The 6,744-nt window shown below is 44.6% G+C and carries 8 protein-coding genes; 5 read left to right on the top strand and 3 right to left on the bottom strand.

The window, feature by feature from the left end; all coding sequences use genetic code 11:
* The first annotated feature begins 198 nt into the window (after nt 1-198).
* The 4 genes from H6F50_RS23400 to H6F50_RS23385 all read left to right on the top strand — a co-directional run bounded on the left by H6F50_RS23400 (nt 199) and on the right by H6F50_RS23385 (nt 4,050).
* On the top strand, nt 199-426 hold the full coding sequence (locus H6F50_RS23400; RefSeq protein WP_190430542.1) for a hypothetical protein: 228 nt from the start codon (nt 199-201) through the stop codon (nt 424-426).
* Nucleotides 427-538: 112 nt separating this feature from the next.
* The gene (locus H6F50_RS23395; RefSeq protein ID WP_190430541.1) at nt 539-1,774 is read left to right on the top strand and encodes an LL-diaminopimelate aminotransferase; all 1,236 of its coding nucleotides are present in this window, start codon (nt 539-541) and stop codon (nt 1,772-1,774) included.
* A 166-nt stretch (nt 1,775-1,940) separates the two neighbouring features.
* Nucleotides 1,941-2,483, top strand: coding sequence for a Uma2 family endonuclease (locus H6F50_RS23390; RefSeq protein ID WP_190430540.1), 543 nt, complete (start codon nt 1,941-1,943; stop codon nt 2,481-2,483).
* A 181-nt stretch (nt 2,484-2,664) separates the two neighbouring features.
* A complete protein-coding gene (locus tag H6F50_RS23385) occupies nt 2,665-4,050 on the top strand; it encodes a hypothetical protein (RefSeq protein WP_190430539.1) in 1,386 nt (461 codons plus the stop codon).
* Nucleotides 4,051-4,177: 127 nt separating this feature from the next.
* On the opposite strand, the gene H6F50_RS23380 is transcribed toward H6F50_RS23385, so the two are convergent.
* Complete coding sequence (locus H6F50_RS23380) at nt 4,178-4,372, bottom strand: hypothetical protein (protein ID WP_190430538.1); 195 nt, start codon at nt 4,370-4,372, stop codon at nt 4,178-4,180.
* Between the two features lie 680 nt (nt 4,373-5,052).
* Between H6F50_RS23380 and H6F50_RS23375 the strand changes: the two genes are divergently transcribed.
* Nucleotides 5,053-5,622: an HdeD family acid-resistance protein gene (locus H6F50_RS23375; protein ID WP_190430537.1), complete on the top strand. Its 570-nt coding sequence runs from the start codon at nt 5,053-5,055 to the stop codon at nt 5,620-5,622.
* 140 nt (nt 5,623-5,762) lie between these two features.
* Here the strand turns inward: H6F50_RS23375 and H6F50_RS23370 are convergent, their stop codons facing one another.
* Both H6F50_RS23370 and larB read right to left on the bottom strand, forming a co-directional pair.
* Complete coding sequence (locus H6F50_RS23370; RefSeq protein WP_190430536.1) at nt 5,763-5,981, bottom strand: hypothetical protein; 219 nt, start codon at nt 5,979-5,981, stop codon at nt 5,763-5,765.
* 101 nt (nt 5,982-6,082) lie between these two features.
* Nucleotides 6,083-6,744 (bottom strand): nickel pincer cofactor biosynthesis protein LarB (gene larB, locus H6F50_RS23365; RefSeq protein ID WP_190430535.1); only part of this gene is annotated, 662 nt, incomplete at its 5' end.

Below are 6,744 nucleotides of genomic sequence, written 5' to 3'. Positions count from 1 at the left end.
CTGCCCTGCTTGGCATCCCGCACTACTTGCACCATTTCCCAAAACGTTTCTGGTGTCACTCCATACAGCCTTTTGAAGTCAGATGGTGAATTTGACAAAGCTTGTTTATATTTCATTTAGTTGTTTATAACTGTTAATTAATCCTTCCTCTATTTAGCTTATTTCTCTTAATTCCGCAAGAGGTCTAATGTGAAGAAGATGCGATCGCAGCGTGTTTACCAAGACTGTGCTGTTGAACTCACTCAGCTAGATATTAATGGCAAGGATTCGTGGAGTCTGGCTTTTGAAGCTACAGGCGAAGATGACAAGTTGATGGATAATCTTCAAGCGGTAGCCAGCCAGGTGTTCAAAACTTACCCTGGTTCAAAGTTGCAAGCTAAGGATTCTTTTGCTTATCCTAGTTGGCTATCTGTAATCGGGGAGTGACGCTAGCGCACTGACCCAATCTATAATCTTTATTCACTCAACAGTATTAACCGTGGAATCGTAACGCGACGATTGGCAGTAAGCTATTTTACGGCGTTCGTGGCGATTCAACATGGCAACGATTAACGATAACTACCTCAAACTCAAAGCTGGCTACCTGTTTCCCGAAATTGCGCGGCGGGTGAATGCCTTCGCAGAGGCAAATGCTGACGCAAAAATTATTCGCCTGGGGATTGGCGATGTCACCGAACCCCTACCAGAAGCGTGTCGCACGGCGATGATTAAAGCCGTTGAAGATATGGGCGATCGCGGTTCCTTCAAAGGCTATGGCCCAGAACAGGGTTATGCTTGGTTGCGGGAGAAAATTGCGGCGCATGACTTCCAGGCGCGGGGATGCGAAGTTGATGCTTCCGAAATCTTCATCTCCGACGGTTCTAAGTGCGACACGGGTAATATTCTCGATATCTTCGGCGACGATAACGCGATCGCTGTCACCGATCCGGTTTATCCCGTGTATGTAGACACCAACGTGATGGCGGGACACACTGGCGCTGCTAACGATAAGGGCGAGTTTGGCGGCTTGGTGTATATACCCATCACCGCAGAGAACAACTTCACCGCCGAGATTCCTTCGCAGAAAGTTGACTTAATTTATCTATGCTTCCCCAATAATCCTACGGGAGCAACCGCCACCAAAGAACACCTGAAAGCGTGGGTAGACTATGCGAAAGCTCATGGTTCCATCATTTTCTTTGATGCGGCTTACGAAGCTTTTATAACCGATCCAGAGCTTCCCCATTCAATTTACGAGATTGAAGGTGCAAGAGATTGTGCGATCGAGTTTCGCTCGTTTTCCAAAAATGCAGGCTTTACCGGAACCCGTTGTGCGTTGACGGTTGTGCCGAAAACGCTGAAAGCACAAGCCGCCGATGGTTCTGATGTGGAACTGTGGAAGCTGTGGAACCGCCGCCAGTCTACCAAGTTTAATGGCGTGTCCTACATCGTGCAACGCGGAGCAGAGGCGGTTTACTCCGAGGAAGGACAAGCGCAAACTAAGGCTCTAGTTAGCTTCTACATGGAAAACGCCAAAATTATCCGCGAACAACTGACAGCAGCCGGATTAGCGGTTTATGGTGGCGTAAATGCGCCTTACGTTTGGGTGAAAACGCCCAATGGTTTATCGAGTTGGGATTTCTTCGATAAGTTGCTGCAAACCTGCAATGTTGTCGGTACTCCTGGTTCTGGTTTCGGTGCTGCGGGTGAAGGTTACTTCCGCATTTCGGCATTTAATAGCCGAGAAAATGTCAATGAGGCAATGAAGCGGATTACCGAGAAGTTTAAAGTGTAGGCAAGAGAAGCCGCGCTTGTGGGGCATAAGTTACGCGATCGCTTTTGAGCATCAATTCTCGCTGCCTTGGTTAAACTCAATCTATAAGTCTCAAAGGTTGCGGTGGGCAATACCTATCGCAACCCTAGCTTTAACCGCTAAGTAACAAGCAATCTTACGAATCTTGATGGCTACCACTACCCAACGGCTCACACTGCAAGACTTCCTGAAGCTGCCGAATATTGAGGAGTCGCCAGCTTGGGAGTTAATTGACGGACAAATAAATCAAAAATCTATGCCCACAGCTTTCCACAGCATCTTGCAGAAACGGCTGACGGCTGCAATTGACCAAGCGGATTCACCCTATGAAGCTTTTCCAGAGCTACGCTGCATCTTAAGTAGTAATTCTGTTGTTCCTGATATTACCGTTATTCACCAAGACCGAGTCCCTTCTGAGAATATCGCTGTTGAAGGTGCCCCTGATTGGATGATTGAGATTCTCTCACCCGATCAAAGCACCACTAAATTGATTGCTAAAATTCAAACTTGCCTGCAAGAAGGAACTCAATTAGGGTGGCTTATCGATCCGACAGAACGAGTGATTATTGTGCTGTGGTCAGATGCTCGGATGGCATTGCTGAGAGATAGCGATCTCTTACCTGTTCTGGAAGGTGTTTCATTAGACTTGACGGTTAATCAAGTGTTTAATTGGGTGCGCTCGCACCGATGAAGTTGAGTAAGTCTTGTTTTCCAGATTCCTTATGCGGAAGGCTCCAAAAGGCTTAGGAGCAATCGGTTTTGGGCATCGTTTCTTGCTGCCTTTGTTAGGCTCAATCCTACTATTCTCAAAGGTTGTAATGAGGTCTGCCTTCTTATCTAGCTATACGCTAGCATGGGCATAACCCCAAGGAATGGTTGAAACGATGGGTTCTAGAGCTTTTGATTTCTTGGCTGAAAGTTTTTTGTTCGACAATGTGCTAATTCAAGATAAGTTTAGGACTATTTCTGAACAAGAAATCCTGAATGAGCTAAGTAAGTATAGGGAGTTCTGTTTATCTAATCAGCGTGAACTTGAAGAAGAAGTTTTAGCAAATCAATCTAGCTTTAAAGTAGTTTCAGGAATTGAGATTCCTGACTTAATGTTGTTGAAACAAAGTGCTTTCTACATCGAACAATACATAATAAGCGATCCTATCTTTGCCCTTACCTATAAGGAAAATAGTTTGACTATAGCAACAAAAACTTATTATGGTATGAATGAAGAACTGGTCGATAAGGTAAAATTAGCCGAAGTCGCAGCTTACATGAAAAGTCTCACTCCAATGGTAGTTGCTGATTATGTAAAATTTTTCCCGATAAGTTACTTTTTTGAAACGCCAGAACAGCTACCTATTCTCTACTCAAATAATGGATTTGATGATGTCTTACCTGAGCAAATCATCAATTTTTTCAAGGAAAACGCTATTATCAATTCACTAGACCGATTACCCAATAATCCGAGACTTATCAAATTTAAAGAGCTACAGCCCTGTAGAGAAATTGCTATTCAATTCAGAGAGCATTTAAACAGCTGTCATTATTTTTATACCCTGGGGGAAATTGATTCTAGTGTCCTTGATGGACAAGAAGGTGAATTTTCAGCCACGATAAAATTACTAAACACTCCTCCCGATCGAGATGAATTCATTGCCTGGGTCAATCAGTCTTTTTATTTGTCATGTAAGCAGTTATATGATGGTGTTTTCAGAAAAAATTTGATGGCTGCAAAGTTCGGCTCTGCTTATTTATCGGAATCACAATTAGTATTTAGTCTTCTGAGCCAAGTTTTCTCCCCTAAAGAGCAAATAAAAACTAATACGGCTAACATTATGATGAATATAGAACTGCCGTTTTTAGAGAATGTTGATATAGATACAATCATGAATATACGAATGAACTATGGTGAGGAGTTCCAGAACTTCAGAGTACATCTTGATAAACAGTTTAGAGACTTGAGATTGATAAAAGATCCAGAAGAACTAAAAATCAAAGCTGAAAATGCTCTTCATGAGTTAACTGAAGTTCAACTTCATGCTATCAGCCAAAGAGTTAGACAAATTAGAAGAAGTTCTTGGATACTTGATGGAACTATTTTGCTAGCTAGTCTTGCAACTGCTATCCAAACCGGAGGCTTGAGCATAGCTGGATTAGCTGTTGCTGCTGCAAGAGGATATAAACCTTTTACAGATTATTCAAATCAAATAAGACAAAATCCTGCCTTTTTTCTCTGGAAAGTTTTAAAAGAACCTCGAAAGTGATTGCGCTTTGCGTTTGATTCCTGATTGAGTGTTCGCCTTGTGAATGAGCGATCGCGCCCATCAATTGACAGACAAATGCGATCGCTTAATTGAATTTCGGTAAAGATGCGGGCAAACGTTGTCTGCATCAGACCTTGACAACTTTCCACAAGATGAAACCAACTACTGCAACTGCAATTCCACCCAGTTGTAGTACGTTATGCAACACCGCACCTGAAATTCCCAGGAAGACCAGTACAATTGATACTGCGAGCATTCCTAATCCAATAGCGACAAGGATTCTGCCCCATTGAGGAGCTTTGCTATTTTTCGGTTCGTTCATAAGTTAGGAGTGTATGAATATTTGCCTCGTCAAGAGCCTCTAAAAGTCTTGTAAATCTCTGAAAGTATTATATGAGAAAGTGATTCTGCTGCCCATAAATTTGCTACTTTTACTATCAAATTATGATAAGTAAAGCTCAATTAACTGCAAGCTTGAATTGCAACTAACACCCCCACACTACAAAAATTCAAGACCAGCGCTGTGAGCTTGGAGTAAAGTTGTATGTAAGCGGGAATGCGCTCTCAGGAAGGGTAGGTTGGCGAAGCGTTGCATAACAAATCGCGCAAATGAATGAAGGGAAAAGTGGGATTGCCATTAGGTTGGAGCGAATAGTGAGACTGTTTAGTACAGCCCTGAATAAGATTGCCTGCAAGCTCAACACATATAAACAGAATAAAGGTGCGATCGCTTCCGCACGACAACCCTAACCAATTAACTTCTCATTCTCAACCAGCCAAAAATTTGCTCTGCTGTCAATTCAAGCTCAACACCGTCTAACACAGCTAAGCGATCGCTCCCATAAATTGACGGGATTAATTGTCGGGAAAGTGCGATCGCAAACTATATCAGTGGGTAGAGCTTAGTGTGGCTGGGTGGTCTACCTTAAGGTTCTATCCAGTTCATGAGAAATTTCTTAGCCTGAATATATAGCCCACTCGTGCATAGAAAAAAAAATTTGTATGACAACCGACGTTTCTACTGATATCAACAAGAACAAAGGTATTAATGGATCGCTTTTGACTGGCGCTCTACTGATTGTTTTGGGGATAGTTGCGATCGCTGTACCGAATGTCTCGACAATTGTCGCTGAGACTTGGATTGCTTTGATCTTAGCGAGTGCGGGAGCGACCAAGGCGGTCTATGCCTTTCAAACCCGCGAGCAAGGAGGTTTCATTTGGAAACTCCTGTTGAGCGCCCTCTACATTGCTACAGGCGTAATGCTATTTTTCTACCCCTTAACAGGTGTCCTGACGCTGACTCTGTTGCTAGGTAGCTTTTTGCTGACCGAAGGTGTATTTAACCTGATCCTGGCATTCCGGGTGCGTCCGCAACAGAATTGGACATGGGTACTGACAGACGGCATCATTACGCTGGTATTGGGCGCAATGATTTGGTTCCAGTGGCCCTTCAATGCCCCTTGGTTGATTGGAACCCTGGTGGGTGCCAGCGTTCTGTCCACGGGAGTTTCTCGCGTGATGCTATCGCTGAATAAGCGTTCTGCCTTGAATGAGTCTAACCAAGCTGCTTAAGCCTAAAGCGCTGTGGTCTGGTGTAAGGCGGGTAATGTATTAAGAAAATTGCCCGCAAGTTCCCTAGAAGCGATCGCATCCTGATGGCGATCGCTTCTTTCAATTAAAAAAGGGTGCGATCGCGTCCTTAATTAAAATAATTACTCAAGCGAATCCTGATACAAAGTTTGCAATAAATTTTCTAATTTCTCTTCAGGACAGCACTCAATCAACGCTTCAAAAACTTCTAGTAATTTGGCAGCGCTGTCTCCCAAAGTGGGACTCAATCCCCAAACATCTTGTACCCAGTCTTTAGGACGTTCATCTTCAAAAATTAAGCGTTCTAGAAGTTGCTTTGATTCTGTCTTGGAGGTAGGCATCGGGTTTCGCTGATGGGTAAAAATATCATCAAAATCTCTCCATCATTAAACAGCATATAAGTGATTTGCTCGCCCTCATAGCATGAGCGGGCAGTACCACTCTACTGCTCAGATGATTTCAGTTTGTGCGCCGTTCTCAAAATTTGTCCAGCTAAGATAGCCGCACCGAAGCCATTATCAATATTCACTACGCCCACCCCTGCTGCACAAGAGTTTAGCATTGTCAGGAGTGGCGCAAGTCCGCCGAAACTCGCACCATAGCCGACACTGGTGGGAACTGCAATCACGGGACAATCAGCCAAACCAGCGACGACGCTGGGTAAAGCACCTTCCATCCCGGCAACGACGATTAGCACATTCGCCGATTCAATGACGTGACGGTTACTTAACAGGCGGTGGATACCCGCGACGCCGACATCCCAGAGGCGCTTCACCTGGAAGCCACAAAGTTCTGCTGTAACCGCTGCTTCCTCAGCGACGGATAAATCGGCAGTACCGGCACAGAGGATGGCAATGGTGCCCGAATACTGGGGTTCTAGGGTGGCAGGAGAAATGGCACAGATTCGCGCCGAAGCGTAATATTGGAGACCTGCCACTTTTTCCTGCAACTGGGCATAGACTGCCGGTTCAATCCGCGTTGCCATGACGACAGGGTTGCGCGATCGCATCGCCTCCATAATCCCCGCAATCTGTTCGGGTGTTTTTCCTGGCCCCCAAATCACCTCTGGAAAACCCGTTCGCAAGGTGCGGTGATGGTCAATTT

Source organism: Coleofasciculus sp. FACHB-712 (assembly GCF_014695635.1).
Classification (GTDB): domain Bacteria; phylum Cyanobacteriota; class Cyanobacteriia; order Cyanobacteriales; family FACHB-T130; genus FACHB-T130.
Note: the sequence above shows the minus strand (reverse complement) of the source record. Positions and strands in the feature narration are given on the sequence as shown.